We start from the raw sequence: 20,812 nt of genomic DNA on the forward strand, positions 1-20,812 counted from the left end.
GCTTGAGAAATTATTTTCGGATTAAATCCTTGAACGAGCGTTAACTTTAAATCCTTCGTAAATTTTGTCATACAAAAAACTGCACCTCCAATTGTTAGACTGTGTCTAACAATTGGGGTGCAGCTCATTCGTTGGCTTTTTCATATGCAACGGCTCCTTTTTCTTTTGCCAATTGCTGAAATGATTTTTTCGATTTCACAATCCATACTTTCGTTCCAATTGGAATGCGATCAAACAAATATTCCACATCGTTTTTCTTCATTCTTATACACCCTTGTGAAATATACTTTCCAATTGAACTCGGTTGGTTTGTTCCATGTATTCCATATTTACTTCCATCAGTTCCTCTTGCATTAAATCCAATCCACCTTGACCCAAGTGGATTTTTTGGCGATCCACCTGGAATATCCTTCGCAATGTAATACGGATCCTTTGCTTTCATTACAACATCAAAATTTCCTTCTGGAGTTAATTCATTCGTTTTCCCTGTCGCTACTGGAAAAATCTTTTGAATCTTTCCATCGTCAATGTAAGCTAATTTATTCGTTGCTTTATTTACAATAATAAAAGGATCTCCGGCACGTGGATTATCCCCAAGAGGCCAAATCGGCGATAAAGAAAGACATAATATGATAGAGAGAAGATACGGCATAGATAATTCCTACCTTCTATATAAGTTCTTTTATATTATCCTTTCCCTTAAAGCGACTTTTAATGAGTAAATATTGTTCCATTTCATACACAAGTTGAACAAGTTTCGCACGTATCTCAAATTCTTCGCGTGTAGCTGGCAATGGCATGTCTCTAAATAATTCCCTCATTTCTTGAAGCTGCCTTAAGGAAATAACGCCAGTACTCTCAGGGCTAATAGCATTACCAATGTTTTCAACAACATCTGCAATCATGTCAGCTTGTTCATATGTCCACGATAAAGAAGCTGCTAGTGGTATCATTCGCTCTAAAATTTCGAATTGTTGCATACGCATATTAAAATAACGATAGTAATAATCATCTTCTCGCATAAATGCATTCTCAAGTTTTTTAAACGATAAATCTCTTGCTTCATTTAACATATTCTCGGTTTCAATGAGTTCTGCTCCACTCCAACTACTTTCTCGATTTCGTAAATACACAACCATTTCAAACAAAATCGTTTTAAAATTATTCTCTATTTTATCCTGATACTCTTTTAGCTTATTTTCACTACTCGGCATATACATATTTACTAATAACGCCACGCTAATCCCTATCGTTAATATAGCAATTTCATTTCCAACTATAAGCCATGTAATTTGCTTCAATGAATATAGATGCATAACAATAACTGAACTCGTGACAATACCTTCTTGAATTTTAAGCATTACTGCAGTCGGAATAAATGTAAGTAACAATATGCTAATTGCAAGTGGTGTATAGCCAATCGTTTCAAAAATACAAAACGCGAATGCCATTGATAATACACACGCTAGAAAACGATGTAACGACACTTGAAGTGATTTGCGCTTCGTATTTTGTACACATAAAATAACTAAAATGCCTGCTGAACTATAAAATTCTAACCCTAATAACTGAGCAATAAAAACTGCCGCACCTGTCCCTATTGCTGTTTTTACTGTACGATATCCAATTTTAAACATATCATTACTCCTATATGTATAAACGTATTTACAGCTAGTATAAAAAAAGGATGACACAATGTCATCCTTTTCTACTTATTATTCACATAACCTTTTCATATTACAATATTTTTTGTAAAAATTGTTGCGCACGTTCACTTTTCGGCGCTGCAAAAAATTCTTCTGGCGCACTATCTTCTACAAGCTTTCCTCCGTCCAAGAAAAGAACACGATCTGCCACTTCTTTTGCAAAGCCCATTTCATGTGTAACGATAGCCATCGTCATTCCTGTCGTAACTAACGATTTCATAACTTCTAACACTTCTTTCACCATCTCTGGATCTAGCGCCGATGTCGGTTCATCAAATAACATAACTTCCGGTTCCATCGCTAACGCTCTTGCAATTGCTACACGTTGCTTTTGTCCTCCCGAAAGACGATTTGGATACGTATCTTTTTTATCTACTAATCCAACCTTTTCTAAAAGTTTCTCAGCTTTCTTTTCAGCTTCTTGCTTCGTTACCCCTTTTACATTGATAGGAGCATACGTAATATTTTCTAATACAGTCATATGAGGAAATAAGTGAAAATGTTGAAATACCATACCGACATTTTCACGAACATGCATAACATTCGTTTTCGGATTCGTTACTTCTTCCGTCCCAATCCAAATGTGACCATCCGTTGGTGCTTCTAACATATTCATACAACGTAAAAATGTTGATTTTCCTGATCCAGAAGGCCCTATAATTGCGACTACTTCCCCTTTTTCAATTGTTGTTGTAATTCCTTTTAATACTTCGTTTTTACCAAATGATTTATGAAGGTTTTCAATTTTAATCACTTTTCTTCATTCTCCCTTCAATTGCCTTCCCGACTAATGTAAGAATAATGACTAACATATAATAAATCAGTCCAACAAAAAGTAATGGTTCAAGATATTTAAATGTCTCACCGCCTACAATGTAAGCACGACGCATTAAATCAGTCGCGCCTATTACTGTTACTACAGCCGATTCTTTCGTAAGTGTCGCAAATTCGTTCACAAGCGCTGGTAATATATTTTTTAATGCTTGAGGGAAAATAATATTTCTCATCATTTTTCCGTACGGTATCCCTAAAGCCATTGCTGCTTCTGTTTGTCCTTTATCAACCGCTTGAATACCAGCACGAATTACTTCTGACATGTATGCACCTGAATTCAAGCTAAATGCAAGTACAGCAGCTAAGAATGCTGGTATTTCATAACCAATTATTTGTGGGACGCCGAAATAAATAATCATTAATTGCAATACAAGGGGTGTACCACGAAAAATTGATGTATAAAAATCTGCTGCTATATTTAATGCTCGTATTCTAGCAATTTTACAAAGTGCTAATAGCGTTCCTAAAATAAATCCTGCTAAAGCTGATACTGCTACAATTTTCAAAGTAACTTCTAAACCTTTTAGTATATATGGTATCGAAGGCGTAATCGCCGAAAAATCTAAGTTCATTCTTTTCATTCCCCTCACAGAAAAGTGAAAGGCAGCTTATTTTCCGCTGCCAAACCATTTCTTCACTAATTTATCCATTTCTCCATTTTCTTGCATTTTTTTAATTACTTTATTAAATTCAGCTGTTTTATCACTGTTTTTCGGAAGGGCAATTGCTGCTCCAACTTCTTCTGGTGCTTCTTTAATTTCAATTCCTTGTAAATCTTTCATTTTCTCTAAATAATTTTTAGCAACTGTATCTTCTATAATTGCAGCGTCAAAACGACCAGCTTTAATTTCTTGTACGATTTCTGGTATACGGTCACGTCCCTCAACTTGGAAATCTACTTGTTTTTTAAATTCTGAAGCTTTCTCTTCTTGAATAGACCCTGTTTGTACCCCTACTTTTTTCCCTTTTAAATCCTCTACAGATTTAATGTTAGAATCCTTTTTAGAAACGACCATATTTTTCGCAACAAAATAAATATCTGTAAAATCAACATTATTTTTACGCTCTGCAGTTGGCGTCATACCTGCCATTACGAAATCAACTTTTCCTGAACTAAGAGATGCTAATAAACCACCAAAATCCATATCTTTCACTTTCACTTCATACCCAAGTTCTTTTCCGATATATTTAGCAACATCAACATCAAAGCCAATAATTTCATCGCTCTTTGACGCATCTACATATTCATAAGGTTTATAATCTGCTGAAGTTCCCATTACGAGTACTTTTTTATTTCCTTTTGTTTCTTTCGATTCCTCATTACTACAAGCGCTGAATATACTTACAATTAAAATAAGTGCAAACGATATTGATACTAACTTCTTCATCTTTCTTCCCCCTAATAATGTATATTTAAAAGTTTAATAGAATATTTATTCGATGTTTGTATTGTATCAGCACTTTTATTTTTATGCAATATATAAAATAAAAATAAATAACGAAACAATATAAACGCTGTTTGTTATGTATAAAATGATGCATAAAACAACATAACTATGCATATCTCAGAAATTTTAATAATAAATAAAAAAGGCGGCACATCCACTTGATTGTGGACGTGCCGCCTTTTCTCTTATTTTTTATAGTTCTTCACAATTCTCTTCGAAATATGATTGTAGTTTCGCAATAACTTGCATCGGTTCATGACCTTCAATTTCATGACGCTCTACCATCGTTACAATTTTTCCATCTTTTAATAAAGCAAATGATGGAGAAGAAGGTGGGTACCCTTCGAAATATTCACGCGCTCTTGCTGTCGCTTCTTTATCTTGACCTGCAAACACCGTTACAAGGTGGTTAGGACGTTTATCATAATGTACGGAATGCGCAGCAGCAGGACGAGCAATACCACCTGCACAACCACATACAGAGTTTACCATTACAAGTGTTGTTCCATTTCTTTTAAACGCTTCTTCTACCGCTTCCGGCGTCGTCAATTCTGTATATCCAGCAGAGACAATCTCTTCACGCGCTTGGCGGACAACATCATTCATAAAAAAGTTAAAATTAATCACTCTTTTCCCTCCTCTAAAACTACCTATTTGTATCTTACCAGTTAATGTTTATGAAATACAAGTAAGTTTACTTGTATTTAAGTATAGAAAAGGTGTTAGAGCTCTTGCTCTAACACCTTTTCTTTAATGACCACGATGTTTTTGCTTTGCTTTTTGTACTTTCATTAAACGTCTTCTTTCTTTTTCAGCTTCTCGCTTCTCTTTAGACTGCAGTTTCTTTTCTTGTTTATGCAATTCATAAGATAAACTAATCGCCTCTTGCGCCTTAGTAAAACGTTTAATAGTTGTTTCTTTTGCTGCTTGTCGTATGATACGCTTTATGTTTTTAGGACGCTGTTTTTCTTTAACTTCTACACCACATTTTGCAAAGTGCTGAAAATGCTCTAAAAGTGAACCATTCACAAACATAAGCACTTCTTCATCTGACGGTTCCGCCCCAAAAATATACCTCGCCCCATACAATTTCCCTTTTTCTTTACATGTAATGATTCCAACAAAAAATTGGCCATCGTGATATACTGTCAAATCCATTGACAGCCCCTCCTTTAAAAGATTAGAAATACGGGACATCCCGGAGGGGAAGGTTACTGACATGAAATCATGCGTCTGGACTACCAACCAGAGCTGTGTTTTTGTATTTCTTTCACTATTATTATATCTTCTTTTCCATAATCTTCATATATTCAGCAATCATTTTTTTATGCGATCCTACAATATAGTCAGGTAGTTCTGTTACTGAAAAGAATTTAAGCTGAACTGCTTCTTCTTTATTCATAACAAAATCCCCTTCGTATTCATCCGTATAATAGGCGGTTGTTACAGATTGAAATTCATCACCGTTTTCTAATTTTGTAAAGTAGTTCGCTCCAGAAAATACATTGATTAGTCGCAAGTTCTTCACTTTTATTCCTGTCTCTTCATATACTTCACGATAAGCTGTTTCTTCTGGTGATTCACTAAGCTCCATTAGCCCGCCAGGTAGCCCCCATTTTCCGTACGGCTCTGTCCGCTGCTGCAATAAAACATATCCATTTTCATTTATAACGAGTACAACAGCACCAACTAAAATTAAAGGGCGATGACCAACTATTTTTCGTAATTCTTCTACATATCCCACCGTATCGCCTCCTTTTTCGTTGTCCACACTATTGTATCATATGTACGAAACGACAAAATGCGTATATTTTTCATTTTTTTAACAAAATATTTATTTTATGTGATTCATCTACTGTAGCTAACATAATAGATTCGACTTCTGTACTCTCCTCTAGAAATTCTCTCGCCCACGCTTCTGTTTTTCCTAATAATGCAAGAACATCTTTCTGTATCCTCCCATCCTTTACTAATACAAAAGAAACTGGAGATTTTTTTCCCGCCACTTTAAGATCAAGCCGCGAAACTGCTTCATATTCTGGATACCGAAATATAGAAACGACACCGTTTGCTTCCCATAATGCTAATTTAATCGTTTGAATATCGCTCACATTTCGCATACGAAGTTCCGAAAACAAATATTCCAAGGTAATTCTCGCCTTTTTCAAATTGCTAAAATTAATGGAACCATTGTGTATAAGAATAATAGGTGTAGGCTCTAAAAAACGTCTCCATCTATCCCATTTCAGCATTAAAACTGAGCTTATAATATGAAGTACAACAAGTATGAACGTTGTAATCATCGATCCCAGTAACCCTACTTTTTCATCAGACAATGCGTTAGAAATATTCCCACCAAGCAATAACACTAATACAACATCTAAAAAACGAAGTTGTGCGATAGACCTTTGCCCCATCGCTTTCGCAACTAATATTAAAAATATGTATGCTATAATAGCCCGAATAACCCATTCACTATTAGAAAGATGTCGTGCTCCTTCAAAAATATGCATATGCATCACTTTGCACTCCTTACCCGTCTCAAACTGCTATCCTGTTTTAGTTTGCAACGTTTATGAGCATATATGTAAAAAAGCTGGTTCGTTTAAAAACGAACCAGCTTTTTTTACTTAACTGAAAACATATATTTTTTATACGTTTTCCGTACCGATAATATGAGCCCCATCATAATCATATTTGAGAATAAGGAACTTCCCCCATACGATAAGAAAGGTAATGCAATACCTTTTACAGGCATTAATCCAACGATCATACCGATGTTTTGGAATATTTGAACTGTTAATATACCGATTGATCCAGCGCATAATAATGTACCAAATAAATTATCAGCGGAATAACCAATAATAATTGTTCGATATAGTAGTAATAGGAACAAGAAGACAACTAAGGCTGCTACGATAAATCCACCTTCTTCGGCAATTGTAGCGAAAATAAAGTCAGTATGCTTCTCTGGAATATAGACGCTTCCTCCCCCAAACCCTTTACCTTCCATTCCTCCACTACCTACAGCTAAAATCGATTGCTGTGTTTGATAACCTTGATCTGCATTTTCAAATGGATTTAACCAACCTACAATACGCGACTGTTGGTGAGGCTTTAGTAAAGTAACTAAATTATTATAGAAAAAGTCTTGATACTTAAAGAAAATAAATATTAAAGCAGATAATATGGTCAACGGAATAACTGTACATAATGCTATCAATTTCTTTTGAATACCTGACATAAATAAAATACATGCAATAGCAGCAGCATATAAGAACACCATACCTGTATCAGGTTGACTATATACAACCGCCATAGGTGGAAGTGACACTAGCATAATTTTACCTACTAGCTTTAAATCTGTTTGGAATGTCCTTGCCATATACTGTGCATTATGTTTCACTGCTATACTCGCTACTACAAGTAGCAATGCAATTTTGAAAAACTCAGACGGCTGAATTTGCCCAAATACTGGGAAAACAAACCATCTTTTTGCACCTAATTTTTCAGGTGTAAAACCTGATGGTGGTAATACTTTCAAAAGAATAAGTGAAGCAAATCCAGCAATATAAAGCGGCCAAGATAATTTTTGCAATTGATCTAAGTCGATGCTTGCAACAAGAAGTAACAATACAACCCCAATTATGTAGTTAACACCTTGTTTCATAGCAAAGTTTGCAGCTCCATACTGTCCCGTTTGCTGACTGCTATATATAGCAGCTATACTCGTCACACATAGTGCACACAAAATTAAAATTAATTTTACATCTAAACTTTTTAGAAACTCGGTACTTCTTTTCATGACATCCTCCTGAAACATTGTTACGGCAAAAATAAAAAACCAGGAGTCAACATTCTTCATGTTTTGACGACTGATTACACATTATCTATAAAACACTTATATAGAATAACTCTCTTTTTCATACAATACAATATATTATACTACAGTTTCATCAGTAAGATTTGCCAAAAAAATTATTCTTTTCTTATTTTATATCCATATACCATATATCAGCAATGTATTTTCGTAAATTCCTAATACATAATCGTTTATTGTAAGATTACTGGGAAAGATATTTATACATATAGTAGGATGTAGATGAAGAAATAAGATAATAAAAAGCTCGCATAAGCGAGCTTTTTATTAATATACAGATGTATTATTTTCTGACATGTTTTCTAAAATTTCTTTAACACGTCCTAAGAACTTACCACAAATTAAACCATCAAGTACTCGGTGATCAAGTGATAAACATAAGTTAACCATATCACGAGCACCGAACATACCGTTATCCATAATTACTGGGCGTTTTACAATTGATTCAACTTGTAAAATAGCCGCTTGTGGGTAATTAATAATACCCATAGATTGAACAGAACCGAATGATCCTGTGTTATTAATTGTAAATGTTCCACCTTGCATTTCGTCTGCTTTTAACGATTTCGTACGTACTTTTCCTGCAAGTTCTGTAATTTCACGAGCGATACCTTTAATTGTTTTCTCGTCCGCTTGCTTAATTACTGGTACAAATAGTTCTTCCTCTGTTGCAACAGCGATAGAAAGGTTAATATCTTTCTTCTGAACAATTTTATCGCCAGCCCACATTGAATTAATTTGAGGATACTCTTTTAACGCTTGTGCTACTGCTTTTACGAAGAAAGCAAAGAACGTTAAGTTAAAGCCTTCACGCTTCTTAAAGTCACCTTTAATTGAGTTACGGTATGACACAAGGTTTGTCACATCTACTTCAATCATCATCCAAGCATGTGGTGCTTCGTGTTTACTACGTAACATGTTTGCTGCGATTGCTTTACGCACACCTGTTACTGGAATTTCGATATCTCCAGGCATTGTAGGTACAGAAACTGATTTCGCAGCTTCTACTTTTTGCGCTACTGGTGCTGCTTTTGGTGCTTCTGGGCGAGCTTCTACTACTGCCGCTACAGCTTCCTCTTTCTTCGCCGCACCTGCTTGTGGGATATTTCCAGATTCCACTAGCTTTAAAATATCTTTACGAGTGATACGGCCGTTTGCTCCCGTACCTTCTACTAGATCTAAATCAACGTTATGCTCACCCGCAAGCTTTAACACAGCTGGTGAAAAACGTGGTTTTCCATCAGTTGGTTGTTTTACTTTCGGTGCTTTTTCAGACGTAGCTACTTCTGCCTTTGATTCTTCTTTAGTTTTTTCCTCAACAGCTGTTGCTGCTACTTCATCTGCGCCTTCTACTTGAATAACACAAACTACTTCACCTACAGCTAACGTATCACCTTCACCAGCGATTAACTCTTTCACAACACCCGTGAAAGAAGATGGTACTTCAGCATTTACTTTATCAGTCATTACTTCTGCAAGCGGATCATACTTATTTACGTGATCGCCAACATTAACGAGCCATTTACTAATTGTGCCCTCTGTAACGCTCTCCCCGAGCTGAGGCATTGTAATATTTTCTACAGCCATGTATAGTCCCCCCGATTAAAATTCCGCAAGTTCACGCATTGCTTTTTCAACTTTATCTGGATTTACCATAAAGAATTTTTCCATTGTTGGTGCATATGGCATTGCTGGAACGTCTGGACCTGCAAGACGTGCGATTGGCGCATCTAAATCAAATAGACAGTTTTCAGCGATAATTGCTGCCACTTCACTCATAATGCTTCCTTCTTTATTGTCTTCTGTTACAAGAAGAACTTTACCTGTTTTAGAAGCTGCTTCAATGATTGCTTCTTTATCTAATGGATATACAGTACGTAAATCAAGAATGTGTGCAGAGATGCCATCTTGTGCTAACTTTTCAGCCGCTTGAAGAGCAAAATGAACACATAATCCGTACGTGATAACTGTAATATCATCACCTTCACGTTTTACATCTGCTTTTCCGATTGGTAATACGTAGTCATCCTCTGGTACTTCACCTTTAATTAAACGATATGCACGTTTATGTTCGAAGAATAATACTGGATCTTCATCACGAATGGCTGCTTTTAATAAGCCTTTTGCATCATATGGTGTAGAAGGGATAACGATTTTTAAACCTGGTTGGTTTGCAAACATCGCTTCTACAGATTGTGAATGATACAATGCACCGTGAACCCCCCCGCCAAATGGTGCACGGATTGTAACTGGACAAGTCCAATCATTATTAGAACGATAACGAATTTTTGCCGCCTCAGAAACAATTTGGTTTACTGCTGGCATGATGAAATCAGCAAACTGCATTTCAGCGATTGGACGCATACCATACATTGCTGCACCAATTGCTACCCCAGCAATTGCAGATTCTGCAAGCGGTGCATCAAGCGCACGATCTTCACCAAATTGATCATACAAACCGTGTGTCGCTTTAAACACGCCACCTTTTTTACCAACATCTTCTCCTAAAACGAATACTTTCTCATCGCGTTCCATTTCTTCGCGCATTGCTAATGTAATAGCATCAATATAAGACATTACAGCCATGAAACGTTCCCCCCTATTCTGCGTATACGTGCTTCAATGCATCTTCAGGTGCTGCATACGGAGCATTTTCTGCATATTCTGTTGCTTCATTTACGATATGCATAATTTCGTCTAACATTTGTTTTTCGGATTCCTCAGTTAACACACCAGCTTCTTTTAAATAAGCTGCGAATGTTATAATTGAATCTTTTTTCTTTGCTTCTTCTACTTCTTCTTTATCACGATAAACACGATCATCATCGTCACTAGAATGTGCTGTTAAACGATATGATACTGTTTCAATTAAAGTTGGTCCTTCACCACGACGACCGCGATCTGCTGCTTCTTTTACAGCTTTATATACTGCAAGTGGATCGTTTCCGTCTATTGTATATCCAGGCATACCGTAACCAATCGCACGATCTGATACGTTTTTACATGCTAATTGTTTTTCAACTGGAATAGAGATTGCATATTTGTTATTTTCACACATAAAAATAACAGGTAGTTTGTGTACACCAGCAAAGTTTGCCCCTTCATGGAAGTCACCTTGGTTTGAAGAGCCTTCTCCAAATGTAACGAACGTTACTAAATCTTTCTTCTCCATTTTTCCAGCTAGTGCAATACCAACTGCATGTGGTACTTGTGTTGTTACTGGAGATGAACCTGTAACAATACGATTTTTCTTTTGACCGAAGTGACCAGGCATTTGACGACCACCAGAGTTTGGATCTCCAGCTTTCGCAAAAGCAGACAACATAAGCTCTTTAGCTGTCATACCAAATGCTAGTACAACACCCATATCACGGTAGTATGGTAATGCATAATCTTTCTCTCTATCAAGAGCGAACGCCGCTCCAACTTGTGCAGCCTCTTGTCCTTGACAAGAAATTACGAATGGAATTTTACCAGCGCGGTTTAATAACCACATACGTTCGTCAATTTTACGTGCAAGTAACATCGTACGGAACATTTCTAATACTTGCTCATCACTTAAGCCAAGCTCTTCATGGCGCTTTTCTTTTACTTCTGCCATTTTTCATAACCTCCTAAATCCACATTTTTATGCGTGTAACGCTCTTCCATCTACAGCAAGTGCTGCTTCACCAATCGCCTCAGATAATGATGGATGCGGATGAATTGTATGTGCTACTTCCCAAGGTGTTGCATCAAGTACTCTTGCAAGACCCGCTTCAGAAATCATATCTGTTACATGTGGTCCAATCATATGAACACCAAGAATGTCATTTGTCTCTTCATCAACTACAAGTTTTACGAAACCATCTGATTCTCCGTATACAAGTGCTTTTCCGATTGCGCGGAATGAGAACTTACCTACTTTTAACTTATAGCCTTTTTCTTTCGCTTCTTGTTCTGTTAAACCGACAGAAGCAACTTCTGGACTGCTATATACGCATTTTGATACCATAGAGTAATCAATTGGTGTAACTTCTTTCCCTGCAATATGTTCTACTGCAGCAATTCCTTCATGAGAAGCAACGTGAGCAAGTTGCAGGCCACCGATTACATCTCCAATTGCGTAAATATGCGATTCTTTCGTTTGATAAAACTCATTTGTTTGAATGTATCCTTTTTCCACAACGATATCTGTGTTCTCTAAGCCAATATTTTGCGTATTCGCTTGTCTTCCTACAGATACAAGCATTTTTTCTGCTTTAAATTCTTTATTTTCACCGTTGTGTTCAGCTTGGATTGTTACTCCATTATCTTTTACCAATGTTTCTGGTAATACTTTTGCACCAGTTACCACTTTAATACCTTTTTTCTTGAATAGACGTTGCATTTCTTTTGAAATGTCTTGATCTTCTAGTGGTAATATTGTTTTTGCATACTCTAATACTGTAACTTCTACACCGAAGTCAGCAAGCATAGATGCCCACTCAATACCGATTACACCGCCACCAACGATAATAATCGAACTAGGAAGCGTTTCCATTTTTAGGGCATGATCTGAAGACATTACGTACTCTCCGTCTAATTCTAAACCTGGTAATGAATTTGGACGAGAACCTGTTGCAATAAGTACATTTTTTGGAATTAACATTTCATTCTCTTCTCCACTTGCAAGTTCAACTGAAATTGTCCCTGGCATCGGAGAGAAAATAGATGGGCCAAGAATACGGCCAATACCTTCAAACACATCAATTTTACCTTGTTTCATTAAGTGTTGAACGCCTTTATGAAGCTGCGTTACAATCTTCTCTTTACGCTCTTGTACTTTCGCAAAGTTTAGTTCTACATTGCTTGCAATAACTCCGAACTCTTCGCTTTTTTTAGCAGTTGCATATACTTCCGCACTACGTAAAAGAGCTTTACTAGGGATACATCCTTTGTGTAAACAAGTACCACCAAGATTTTCTTTTTCGACTAGTGCAGTTTTTAACCCTAGTTGTGATGCACGAATTGCAGCAACATATCCACCAGTACCGCCGCCAACGATGACTAAATCATATTCTTTTGCCATTATCTCAACCCCTAGCTACCGTTTCTTTTTCACGTACAACATATTCTTTTGGAGCTTCTTCTTCACGTAATACACGAAGTGCTCCTTCTGCTAACGCTTCTAACTCATCTTCGCCTGGATGTACGATAACATCTGCAATCCAGTCCACTCGCTCTTTTATTTCATCGACAAGAATTTTACTGTATGCCAGTCCACCAGTTAATACGATTGCATCGATTTTCCCGTGAAGTACAGCGCTAGCTCCGCCAATCTCTTTTGCAACTTGATATGCCATTGCTTTATAAATAAGAGTTGCTTCAGGATCACCTTTTTCAACCATTTTCTCTACTTTAATCGCATCATTTGTACCGATTAAACTTACAAGTCCACCTTGTCCGACAAGCTTTTTAATCATTTCATCTCGGTAATACTCACCAGAGAAACACATTTCTACTAGTTGCCCTACTGGTACTGTACCAGCACGCTCTGGACTAAATGGTCCTTCTCCGTTTAAACCGTTATTCACATCGATTACTCTTCCTTTTTTATGAGCACCAACTGTAATACCACCGCCCATATGTGTAACTAATAAATTTAAATCCTCATATTTGTGGTTTAACTGTTCGGCTACTTTACGAGCAACTGCTTTTTGATTTAATGCATGGAAGATACTTTTACGTTCCATACCAGCAATACCACTTATACGAGCAACTGGCTCCATCTCATCTACAACGACAGGATCCACAATAAATGCAGGAATGTTTAATCCAGAAGCAATTTCATATGCTAAAATGCCTCCAAGGTTTGAAGCGTGATGACCGCTAAACCCATTTTTTAAATCTTCTAACATCGCATCGTTTACTGTATACGTACCGCCTTCGATTGGACGAAGTAATCCACCACGTCCACAAACAGCGTTTAATTTTGAAATGTTAATACCATGAGAATGTAGAACTTCTAAAATCGTTTCTTTTCGAAACTCATATTGGTCGATAATTCGCTTGTATTTCCCAATCTGTTCTACGTCATGACGAATCGTTTCTTCTAAAACGGGTCTTTCATTATCAAAAACACCAATTTTTGTGGATGTACTACCTGGGTTAATAACAAGAATTCGATTTACAGACAATGTTGCTACCTCCACTAATAAATTCAAAAGGAAGTGGAAACCTCATAAGAGGTAACCACGCCTTTTGTAAAAGTTATATATGAATGATTAGCGACGGCTAATAATATCGTGACCGTTGCGTAAGTAAGTGCTACGAGAATTTTTCAAGCTTGCAATGCGCTCTTCAGCTAGACGATCTGCCGCTACATAAGTTGCTATGCCATCGCGTTTTGAAATTTCGATTACTTTTGCAATTGTGTCATAAATAGACTCAACACGTTTTAGTGCACGTTCTCTATTGTATCCATATAATTCGTCTGCTACGTTAATTACGCCACCTGCATTAATTACATAATCTGGTGCGTATACAATACCCATTTCATGAATGATGTCACCGTGACGATTTTCTTTTAATTGGTTATTTGCAGAACCTGCGATTACTTTTGCTTTAAGTTGTGGAATAGTTTCATCATTAACTGTTGCGCCTAATGCACATGGTGCGTAAATATCGCATTCAACACCGTAAATTTCATTTGGTTCAACTGCTGATGCACCGAATTCTTCTACAGCACGTTGTACAGCTTCTTTATTAATATCTGTAACGATTAATTTTGCTCCTTCAGCGTGTAAATGTTTGCATAGGTGATATGCTACGTTACCAACGCCTTGAACAGCAATTACTTTTCCTTCTAAATTGTCAGTACCGAAAGCTTCTTTTGCAGCTGCTTTCATACCACGGTAAACACCGTATGCAGTTACTGGAGATGGGTTACCAGAAGAACCGAATGATGGTGAGATACCTGTTACAAAGTCAGTTTCTTCATGGATAATATCCATATCATCTACTGTTGTACCAACATCTTCAGCTGTAATGTAACGTCCGTTTAGTCCTTGGATATAACGTCCTAGTGCACGGAACATTGCTTCGCTCTTATCTTTACGAGGATCACCGATAATTACTGTTTTCGCACCACCTAAGTTTAAACCAGCTGCTGCGTTTTTGTATGTCATCCCTTTTGCAAGACGCAATGCATCTTCAATCGCCGCTTCTTCAGAATCATATGTCCACATTCTTGTTCCACCAAGAGCCGGTCCAAGTGTTGTATCATGAATTGCAATAATTGCTTTTAAACCAGATTCTTTATCTTGACAAAATACTACTTGCTCATAATCATATTTTTCTAAGTATTCGAAGATTTCTAATGTCATTGTCGTTTCCCCCTAATGTTTTACCCTTTTTGGTTTATTTTGAAGCAGTCGCAACTGCCAATGCTAATGAATATACTTTTGTTTCTGCTGAATCAGCACGAGATGTTAAAACAATCGGTGCTTTTGCGCCAGCAATCATTGCTCCTACTTTTGCATCCGCAAAGTATACGAGTGATTTATATAGCACATTTCCAGCTTCAATCGTTGGGACGAGTAAAATATCTGCCTTACCTGCTACATCACTTACTATGCCTTTATGCTCTGCTGCAATTTGTGATACTGCATTATCTAAAGCAAGTGGTCCATCAACGATACAATCTTTAATTTGTCCGCGGCGATTCATTTGTGTTAACATCGCTGCATCAATTGTCGCCTGCATCGCTGGATTCACAACTTCTACTGCTGCGATTGGTGCCACTTTGGGCAAGTCGATTCCTATTGCCTGGGCAACTTCTACAGTATTTTGTATAATAGCAGCTTTTTGTGTTACGTCAGGTGCGATGTTCATCGCTGCATCTGTAACGAAAATAAGACGGTCGTAATTTTGAACTTCAAATGCTGCTACATGTGAAAGTACGCTACCTTTACGTAGGCCCCACTCTTTGTTTAACACAGCCTTCAAAATATTCGCTGTTGGGATGTTCCCCTTCATAAGCACATCTGCTTCAGCATTTCTCACAGCTTTAACAGAAAGTTCTGCAGCTTCAGCACTAGACATTGCTGCAATCACTTCAACATGTTCTGAAGTTTGTAAACCATGTTCTTGTAGCATCCCCATTATTTTTTCTTGATTTCCATATAGACGAAATTGAGCTAGCTGTAATTTAATTGCTTTCGCTACAGCTTCAATTACTTCATGATCTTCAGCTACTGCTACAGCCACAGTTTTTTTAGGCTTTCCTGCTGCTTGATCAATTAAGTATTCTAACTTCATATTTTGTAATCAACCCTTTCCGTCGTCCCTCGTCTATTTATAAAGCAAATACCGTGCCAACTTTTAAAAGTGGTCTTACCAATAATGAAAACGCATTCAAAATGCAGTAAAATCAATACTTTGGAAAATAACGAAAGATTCTGTCTTATTTTGTCGCTTTTTGTATACCATGCAATAAATTGCACGGTACGCAATTTATTGCATGCTATTTTTTGCATGGTCATACTTTTCTAGCTTGTAATATAAATTTCGAACGGAAATTCCTAACGCTTTTGCAGTTTGTGTTTTATTCCCCTCAAATCTCTCCAAATATTCATAAATAATATTCCCTTCAAACTCTGTCACTAAATGTTCAAGTGGCTTTTCTTCTAATTCAGGTAATAAATGAGATTGCTTTGACTCCACCTGCTCTTCGTTATGTAATGGCGGTAAATGGTGTACATCAATATAGGTCTCGTTATAATTCATAAAGATAATAGCTCTCCCCAAAATATTTTCAAGTTCCCTCACATTTCCTGGCCATTCGTATGATTGTAAATATAAAACAGCTGAATCAGTGAGCCCTTCTACATTACGACCGTAATCTTGATTAATTTTTTGAATCAATCTGTCCGCAATTGTCGGTATATCTCCTTTACGTTGACGAAGAGATGGAATTTGAATTGGAATTTTATTTAATCGATAATATAAATCCTCCCTAAACTTCCCTTCTAGAATAGCCTTTTCTAAATTCACATGTGTCGCTGCAATTACTCGAACATTAATAGGTATCGCTTTCGTTCCACCAACTTTTACAATTTCTTTTTCCTGCAATACACGAAGGAGTTTCGCTTGTGTATTTGCAGACAACTCCCCTATTTCATCTAAAAAAATACTACCGTTATTCGCTTCCTCAAAGAACCCACGTTTCCCGCCTCTTTTCGCTCCAGAAAACGCCCCTTCCTCATAACCAAATAATTCACTTTCTAACAACGTCTCCGAAATGGCCGCACAGTTTACACGGACGAACTTATTGTATTTTCGATTACTTCCATTATGGATTGCATGTGCAAACAATTCTTTACCAGTCCCAGATTCCCCGCGTAACAGTACTGTTGCTGGTGTATTCGCTCCTAGCTTCGCCTGTTCGATAGCTGCCGTTGTTTCATCTGAATTTCCGACAATATCATCAAATGAATATTTCGCTTCTAATGTACGAATAATTTGCCTTGCTCTATTCAATTCATTTGTTAATTTTTGAATTTCCGACACGTCACGGATAACACCGACGCTTCCTTTCAATATTCCATCCACAATAACTGGTGCTACGTTTACAATTACATCTCGCTTTTTTTGCCCAATCTTCATATGTATTCCGCGCACCGCACGACGCGTTCGAAGTACTTTCATATGCATACTTTCGCCTTCTACAATATCAGTTGTAGCAGGCTTCCCAATAATATCTTCTTCTGTTAAACCCGTTAATTTCGTATATGCTGGGTTAATGACTAAACCTCTTCCTTTTTCATCCACAACCGAAATCGCTTCTTCAGATGAGTTAATAATTGCCTCTAATAGTGTTTGAATTTCTTTTAAGTCTGTAACTTCTTCCGCAAGATCTACAACTTCTGTTATATCTTTAAAAATTGCAAATGCCCCTTGTACCTCTCCTCCTTCTTTTAATATTGGAATACGCGTTGTAATAATTTTCTTTCCATTCTCTAATGTCAGTTCATAATTTACTTCTATTTGTTTCGTACGTATAATGCGAAGTAATTTACTAGTTGGAATGACTTCTAAAATATACTTTCCTATCGCCTCTTCTTTTTTATATCCGATAATACGCTCTGCACTTTTATTAAAAAGACGAACTTGTCCCTCTCGATCAATTACAATCATGCCGTCATGTGTAGAATTTAAAATTAATTCTCCTTGTTGCGTCTGTTCCTCTAACCGCCCAATTAGCCCTTCCTTCTCATGCGCTAATCCTGTAACAATTTTTGCGATATCACCTGGTATAAGAAGAGTGTCTTTTTTCTTTTTTTCTGATAAAACTTTATGTACATCATCTTCACCTGTCATATCAAATATTACATCGATATGCATAGAAAGAAATGGAGTTACACTTTCTCCAATTGCAATCCCGTATTCCTTAGCAATTTGTAGTCCTTTTGCCAACGGATTTATATCAATAATCCCTATAATTTGAAAGATATTCGAACTTTGTAACAGATTCAGCAGCGCGCTCCCGCCTTCACCTGCACCAACAATTAATACTTTTTGTTTCATATATTACACTTCCTCTCGAAGTAACTCTGCAAATTTTTTCACACCCTTATCTTACTCGTTCAGCACCCTCTTGACAAACCCCCTTTCCGTATAACATCATTAAAATATACGAAATAATCTGAAAAGGAGCGTTATGTATGCAGCGTTACGTTGCTCTACTATTAGCACTCATCCCTATTTCATTAGCTGTGTTTGGTATAAAGTTAATGAGAGATACTGTATTCGGGATTCTATTTCCACCAATTTCCATACTGTGGTTACAATTTTTAATCGGCGCTCTCTGCTTCGCGCTAGGGTTTTATATCTTTGGTGGCTTCGTCTTGCACCGAGATCGCAAACGAAATAAAGTACAAGCTCGCTTTAGAAGATAGGAATGCCCCACTATTTATAAATAAAAAAATGAGACCGTTACACGCGGTCTCATTTTTTTATTGGCAATAACGTTCTTGCCGTTTCAGGGTAATCAGTAATAATCGCCGATATATTCATATCAAAATATTTACGCATAAGCGTTTCTTCATTAATTGTATAAGGGCGAACTTCTACACCACTTTCCATCGTTAGTTCGGCAATAGCATCTTGAAGATAACGATAATTCGGATGTACTGCTGTAGCCCCCATTTTTTTCGCGTATGCCCACGGACTATGCAAACCTTCGCGATATAAAATTGCTGTTTGAATATCAGGAGCCATCATATGGCACCGTTTCATACTGTAGTGATTAAACGAAGAAAATATAACACGATCCTCTAGACTAAATTTCCGTACAAGCGTTATAACTTCTTCCTCTAAACCTCTGTATGGAATTTTATTATTTTTAAGTTCAATATTAAGTAGCAAACTCGTTTGTTCAAGCCATTCTAATACCTCTTCTAAAAGTGGTATTTTACAAAAACCTACTTTATCACCAAATTTATAACTTGCATCTAACTTGCATAAGTCCTCATATACATAATTGCGAACCGCACCTTTTCCATTTGTTGTCCGGTCCACCGTTTCATCGTGAATGACGACAACTTTTCCATCTTTCGTTAATTGAACATCAAGTTCAATTCCATCCGCTCTAAAAGACTCAGCTGCTTCAAATGAAATCATTGTATTTTCTGGGTACGTTCCAGCCGCACCACGATGTGCAAATATAAGAGTCATCCTCACTCCCCCAATCTTATGCTATACTATACGAAAAAGGAGGTACTTCTATGAGACCATTACAAATCTCTCCAGATACTGCAGTCCGCTTATCAAAAGCACTAGGTGTTCCACTTGAACAACTCATGCATATGCCGCAGCACATTTTAATTCAAAAACTAGTTGAATTAGAAAAACAAAATAAAGACGAAGAATAATACAGTCCTGTTTTGCAGGACTTTTTATTATTTTCTATTATATCACGGATGCCTTTCCTACTAAAATCCTTTAACAGATGTACTACGATGTGATTTAGCCGTTCCTTCATCATTTAATAATGAATCACATCTTTTCTTTTTTGTTACACGTCATAAAGAAAGCAGACCATTTATTTATAAGTCCCCATTGCGTCCTAAAAACACGATCATAAAAAAACTAGAAGCCCTTTATATTGTTTTTTATTGAACGTGCGGAGCATCCCCTGATTCGTATAGTTCTTTCGCTTTTTCCTCCCCGAATGTAGTTAAAATATAATGTTGCTCTTCTAACGCATCCATTGCTCTAGTTGCTTTACAAACGCTATCTTCTTGAGCATCCGAGAAATAATTGTGATCTTCTACAATTTTACTAAAATCTTTTTTCGCCCATCTATCAGCAATTGCTAAAAGTTCATTTTTCTTCGCAAAGCTACTCTTATTTATAATTTCTTTTAATTTTTTAGCATTACTTTGAATCATTGGGATAGAGCCCGATTTTCGTTCTGCCACCACTTTTTGATGAGTCATGCGATGCATCGCTGTAATGACTTCGCTTTCAGTAGAATTTTCAGTAACATACACATCAACAAAGACCCCATCTACCTCTCTACCTACTATTGTTTGGTCTTCTTTTTTATCTATTTGAGCGCTCACTTCTTTATCTACGGGATTATCTGCAAGTTCTAACATTCCAAATGTAACTGCAATAGCAAGAACTCCCATAGCTGCTACTATTCCTAGCCAAGTTGAAATTTTATTTTCCATTCCCCTTCTCCCTATCTATATCTATTTTATTACCTTATAAAAAACCCACTTACATGTAATATTACTAAAAATAGGTTTTATTTTCCATACTATCAAATAATCTCTTTTTCTCAACAAAATAAAAAGACCAACGAATTATAACATTCATTGGTCTTTAAATAAAAAGTTCATTGGTTTTAAATTTGATATCGAGTATCAATTTCAAGAATTATTAAGCTTTACTAAAGCTTAAATCCCTTACTACTT

The 20,812-nt window shown here is 36.7% G+C and carries 22 protein-coding genes; 2 read left to right on the forward strand and 20 right to left on the reverse strand.

Annotation, left to right across the window (positions count from 1 at the left end; all coding sequences use genetic code 11):
- Positions 1–124 precede the first annotated feature (124 nt).
- From D1166_RS10345 to D1166_RS10435, 18 genes are all read right to left on the reverse strand, one after another.
- Positions 125–652, reverse strand: coding sequence for a L,D-transpeptidase (locus D1166_RS10345; protein ID WP_097856099.1), 528 nt, complete (start codon positions 650–652; stop codon positions 125–127).
- 16 nt (positions 653–668) lie between these two features.
- Positions 669–1,637: an aromatic acid exporter family protein gene (locus tag D1166_RS10350; protein WP_000472665.1), complete on the reverse strand. Its 969-nt coding sequence runs from the start codon at positions 1,635–1,637 to the stop codon at positions 669–671.
- Between the two features lie 100 nt (positions 1,638–1,737).
- A complete protein-coding gene (locus D1166_RS10355; RefSeq protein WP_000590202.1) occupies positions 1,738–2,460 on the reverse strand; it encodes an amino acid ABC transporter ATP-binding protein in 723 nt (240 codons plus the stop codon).
- Entirely contained in the window at positions 2,453–3,112 is a 660-nt protein-coding gene (locus D1166_RS10360) for an amino acid ABC transporter permease (RefSeq protein ID WP_001046915.1), read from the reverse strand. Before D1166_RS10360 ends, D1166_RS10355 begins: the two co-directional genes overlap by 8 nt.
- Positions 3,113–3,148: 36 nt before the next feature.
- Complete coding sequence (locus tag D1166_RS10365) at positions 3,149–3,928, reverse strand: transporter substrate-binding domain-containing protein (protein WP_000737665.1); 780 nt, start codon at positions 3,926–3,928, stop codon at positions 3,149–3,151.
- Positions 3,929–4,180: 252 nt separating this feature from the next.
- Entirely contained in the window at positions 4,181–4,594 is a 414-nt protein-coding gene (locus D1166_RS10370; protein WP_001979317.1) for a BrxA/BrxB family bacilliredoxin, read from the reverse strand.
- A 144-nt stretch (positions 4,595–4,738) separates the two neighbouring features.
- Positions 4,739–5,146, reverse strand: a complete 408-nt coding sequence (locus D1166_RS10375; protein WP_000366585.1) for a YjdF family protein — start codon at positions 5,144–5,146, stop codon at positions 4,739–4,741.
- A gap of 121 nt (positions 5,147–5,267) precedes the next feature.
- Positions 5,268–5,732, reverse strand: coding sequence for an NUDIX hydrolase (locus D1166_RS10380; RefSeq protein WP_000542555.1), 465 nt, complete (start codon positions 5,730–5,732; stop codon positions 5,268–5,270).
- Between the two features lie 70 nt (positions 5,733–5,802).
- Positions 5,803–6,507 carry a DUF421 domain-containing protein gene (locus D1166_RS10385; protein ID WP_061654460.1) on the reverse strand — a complete coding sequence of 235 codons (705 nt, stop codon included), beginning with the start codon at positions 6,505–6,507 and terminating at the stop codon, positions 5,803–5,805.
- A 107-nt stretch (positions 6,508–6,614) separates the two neighbouring features.
- Positions 6,615–7,793: an FtsW/RodA/SpoVE family cell cycle protein gene (locus tag D1166_RS10390; protein WP_000831181.1), complete on the reverse strand. Its 1,179-nt coding sequence runs from the start codon at positions 7,791–7,793 to the stop codon at positions 6,615–6,617.
- Between the two features lie 342 nt (positions 7,794–8,135).
- The gene (locus D1166_RS10395; RefSeq protein WP_061654461.1) at positions 8,136–9,455 is read right to left on the reverse strand and encodes a dihydrolipoamide acetyltransferase family protein; all 1,320 of its coding nucleotides are present in this window, start codon (positions 9,453–9,455) and stop codon (positions 8,136–8,138) included.
- Between the two features lie 15 nt (positions 9,456–9,470).
- Positions 9,471–10,454 (reverse strand): 3-methyl-2-oxobutanoate dehydrogenase subunit beta, encoded by a 984-nt coding sequence (gene bfmBAB / locus D1166_RS10400; RefSeq protein ID WP_000290071.1) that lies wholly within the window; start codon positions 10,452–10,454, stop codon positions 9,471–9,473.
- Positions 10,455–10,467: 13 nt separating this feature from the next.
- Complete coding sequence (gene bfmBAA, locus D1166_RS10405) at positions 10,468–11,469, reverse strand: 3-methyl-2-oxobutanoate dehydrogenase subunit alpha (protein WP_000852551.1); 1,002 nt, start codon at positions 11,467–11,469, stop codon at positions 10,468–10,470.
- A 27-nt stretch (positions 11,470–11,496) separates the two neighbouring features.
- A complete protein-coding gene (lpdA, locus tag D1166_RS10410) occupies positions 11,497–12,918 on the reverse strand; it encodes a dihydrolipoyl dehydrogenase (RefSeq protein WP_061654463.1) in 1,422 nt (473 codons plus the stop codon).
- Positions 12,919–12,922: 4 nt separating this feature from the next.
- Positions 12,923–14,026 carry a butyrate kinase gene (buk, locus tag D1166_RS10415; protein ID WP_000115780.1) on the reverse strand — a complete coding sequence of 368 codons (1,104 nt, stop codon included), beginning with the start codon at positions 14,024–14,026 and terminating at the stop codon, positions 12,923–12,925.
- An 87-nt stretch (positions 14,027–14,113) separates the two neighbouring features.
- Complete coding sequence (locus D1166_RS10420) at positions 14,114–15,214, reverse strand: leucine dehydrogenase (protein WP_000171357.1); 1,101 nt, start codon at positions 15,212–15,214, stop codon at positions 14,114–14,116.
- Between the two features lie 34 nt (positions 15,215–15,248).
- Positions 15,249–16,148, reverse strand: coding sequence for a phosphate butyryltransferase (gene yqiS, locus D1166_RS10425; protein WP_097856098.1), 900 nt, complete (start codon positions 16,146–16,148; stop codon positions 15,249–15,251).
- Positions 16,149–16,343: 195 nt separating this feature from the next.
- A complete protein-coding gene (locus D1166_RS10435) occupies positions 16,344–18,416 on the reverse strand; it encodes a sigma-54 interaction domain-containing protein (protein ID WP_000810976.1) in 2,073 nt (690 codons plus the stop codon).
- Positions 18,417–18,553: 137 nt separating this feature from the next.
- Here D1166_RS10435 and D1166_RS10440 point away from each other — a divergent pair, with 137 nt between their 5' ends.
- Positions 18,554–18,787: a DUF2627 domain-containing protein gene (locus D1166_RS10440; protein WP_001190210.1), complete on the forward strand. Its 234-nt coding sequence runs from the start codon at positions 18,554–18,556 to the stop codon at positions 18,785–18,787.
- A gap of 49 nt (positions 18,788–18,836) precedes the next feature.
- Here D1166_RS10440 and D1166_RS10445 read toward each other — a convergent pair whose 3' ends face one another.
- Positions 18,837–19,565, reverse strand: coding sequence for a glycerophosphodiester phosphodiesterase (locus D1166_RS10445; protein WP_000172580.1), 729 nt, complete (start codon positions 19,563–19,565; stop codon positions 18,837–18,839).
- A 50-nt stretch (positions 19,566–19,615) separates the two neighbouring features.
- Here D1166_RS10445 and D1166_RS10450 point away from each other — a divergent pair, with 50 nt between their 5' ends.
- Positions 19,616–19,762 carry a YycC family protein gene (locus D1166_RS10450; protein WP_001247671.1) on the forward strand — a complete coding sequence of 49 codons (147 nt, stop codon included), beginning with the start codon at positions 19,616–19,618 and terminating at the stop codon, positions 19,760–19,762.
- 240 nt (positions 19,763–20,002) lie between these two features.
- Here D1166_RS10450 and D1166_RS10455 read toward each other — a convergent pair whose 3' ends face one another.
- A complete protein-coding gene (locus D1166_RS10455; RefSeq protein WP_000428227.1) occupies positions 20,003–20,566 on the reverse strand; it encodes a PRK06770 family protein in 564 nt (187 codons plus the stop codon).
- Positions 20,567–20,812: the final 246 nt, after the last annotated feature.

Origin of the sequence: Bacillus sp. ISO11 (assembly GCF_003458115.1) — a bacterium.
GTDB classification, from domain to species: domain Bacteria; phylum Bacillota; class Bacilli; order Bacillales; family Bacillaceae_G; genus Bacillus_A; species Bacillus_A cereus.

Bases quoted from the DNA above. Each gene is read 5' to 3' on its own strand.
- D1166_RS10345 (WP_097856099.1), bottom strand. From the start codon at position 652: ATGCCGTATCTTCTCTCTATCATATTATGTCTTTCTTTATCGCCGATT.
- D1166_RS10350 (WP_000472665.1), bottom strand. From the start codon at position 1,637: ATGTTTAAAATTGGATATCGTACAGTAAAAACAGCAATAGGGACAGGT.
- D1166_RS10360 (WP_001046915.1), bottom strand. From the start codon at position 3,112: ATGAACTTAGATTTTTCGGCGATTACGCCTTCGATACCATATATACTA.
- D1166_RS10365 (WP_000737665.1), bottom strand. From the start codon at position 3,928: ATGAAGAAGTTAGTATCAATATCGTTTGCACTTATTTTAATTGTAAGT.
- D1166_RS10370 (WP_001979317.1), bottom strand. From the start codon at position 4,594: ATGAATGATGTTGTCCGCCAAGCGCGTGAAGAGATTGTCTCTGCTGGA.
- D1166_RS10375 (WP_000366585.1), bottom strand. From the start codon at position 5,146: ATGGATTTGACAGTATATCACGATGGCCAATTTTTTGTTGGAATCATT.
- D1166_RS10385 (WP_061654460.1), bottom strand. From the start codon at position 6,507: ATGCATATGCATATTTTTGAAGGAGCACGACATCTTTCTAATAGTGAA.
- D1166_RS10390 (WP_000831181.1), bottom strand. From the start codon at position 7,793: ATGAAAAGAAGTACCGAGTTTCTAAAAAGTTTAGATGTAAAATTAATT.
- D1166_RS10395 (WP_061654461.1), bottom strand. From the start codon at position 9,455: ATGGCTGTAGAAAATATTACAATGCCTCAGCTCGGGGAGAGCGTTACA.
- bfmBAB (WP_000290071.1), bottom strand. From the start codon at position 10,454: ATGGCTGTAATGTCTTATATTGATGCTATTACATTAGCAATGCGCGAA.
- bfmBAA (WP_000852551.1), bottom strand. From the start codon at position 11,469: ATGGCAGAAGTAAAAGAAAAGCGCCATGAAGAGCTTGGCTTAAGTGAT.
- lpdA (WP_061654463.1), bottom strand. From the start codon at position 12,918: ATGGCAAAAGAATATGATTTAGTCATCGTTGGCGGCGGTACTGGTGGA.
- D1166_RS10420 (WP_000171357.1), bottom strand. From the start codon at position 15,214: ATGACATTAGAAATCTTCGAATACTTAGAAAAATATGATTATGAGCAA.
- yqiS (WP_097856098.1), bottom strand. From the start codon at position 16,148: ATGAAGTTAGAATACTTAATTGATCAAGCAGCAGGAAAGCCTAAAAAA.
- D1166_RS10435 (WP_000810976.1), bottom strand. From the start codon at position 18,416: ATGAAACAAAAAGTATTAATTGTTGGTGCAGGTGAAGGCGGGAGCGCG.
- D1166_RS10440 (WP_001190210.1), top strand. From the start codon at position 18,554: ATGCAGCGTTACGTTGCTCTACTATTAGCACTCATCCCTATTTCATTA.
- D1166_RS10445 (WP_000172580.1), bottom strand. From the start codon at position 19,565: ATGACTCTTATATTTGCACATCGTGGTGCGGCTGGAACGTACCCAGAA.
- D1166_RS10450 (WP_001247671.1), top strand. From the start codon at position 19,616: ATGAGACCATTACAAATCTCTCCAGATACTGCAGTCCGCTTATCAAAA.
- D1166_RS10455 (WP_000428227.1), bottom strand. From the start codon at position 20,566: ATGGAAAATAAAATTTCAACTTGGCTAGGAATAGTAGCAGCTATGGGA.